The sequence below is a fragment of the Paeniglutamicibacter antarcticus genome, from assembly GCF_039544305.1.
GTDB classification, from domain to species: Bacteria; Actinomycetota; Actinomycetes; order Actinomycetales; family Micrococcaceae; genus Paeniglutamicibacter; species Paeniglutamicibacter antarcticus_C.
The window spans coordinates 1-539 of sequence record NZ_BAABLK010000039.1 but is presented as its reverse complement, the minus strand read 5'-3'; the positions used below and the strand labels follow the sequence as shown (position 1 = coordinate 539).

The window sequence follows — 539 nt, the reverse complement described above, 5'->3', positions numbered from 1 at the left end:
GCCGTCGCCGATGGAAGCAACACCCCGGTGTCCAAGCATGTGGTCATCAGGTTGGAGCCGGCGCGTGTCGCACAAACCGCCGGCACTGCGGCCACTATCTGATTCAAGGGGCAGACCGCGGGGTCGGTCGTTCGTCAAGGACAAGCACCCGACCCCGCCTCTGCGCTACTGCCCGGTCTCGGCCCAGCCGCCGCTGTCCTTGCCGGCCTCACTGCCTTCTTCACACAGCTTCCTGACCTTCCCCACAGCGGTCTTGACCGCCTCCTGTGGATCAACGTGCCCGCTGGTGGCAGCCAGGGCCGCGGCGTAGCCGGCATAGAACGTGCTGATGGGTCCCGAGGACGGGCTCACCGACTGAGATGATTCCTGCGCCAACCTGAGGATCAGGTCATTCTCTTCCTTCAGATCCAGAATCTGCAGGGCTTGCGTGAGCCGGTTGCTCCAATACTCCAGGGTCCGCTTCTCATCATTGTTCTCAGTCATGGTTACTCCTTGGGTTTCGTTGGGGATCTCAACTCGTCTGGGCGGGGGCCTACGGG

The 539-nt window shown here is 62.9% G+C and carries 1 protein-coding gene; it reads right to left on the bottom strand.

Annotation, left to right across the window (positions count from 1 at the left end):
* Positions 1-165 precede the first annotated feature (165 nt).
* Positions 166-483: a DUF6457 domain-containing protein gene (locus ABEA12_RS14960; protein ID WP_210101390.1), complete on the bottom strand. Its 318-nt coding sequence runs from the start codon at positions 481-483 to the stop codon at positions 166-168.
* Positions 484-539: the final 56 nt, after the last annotated feature.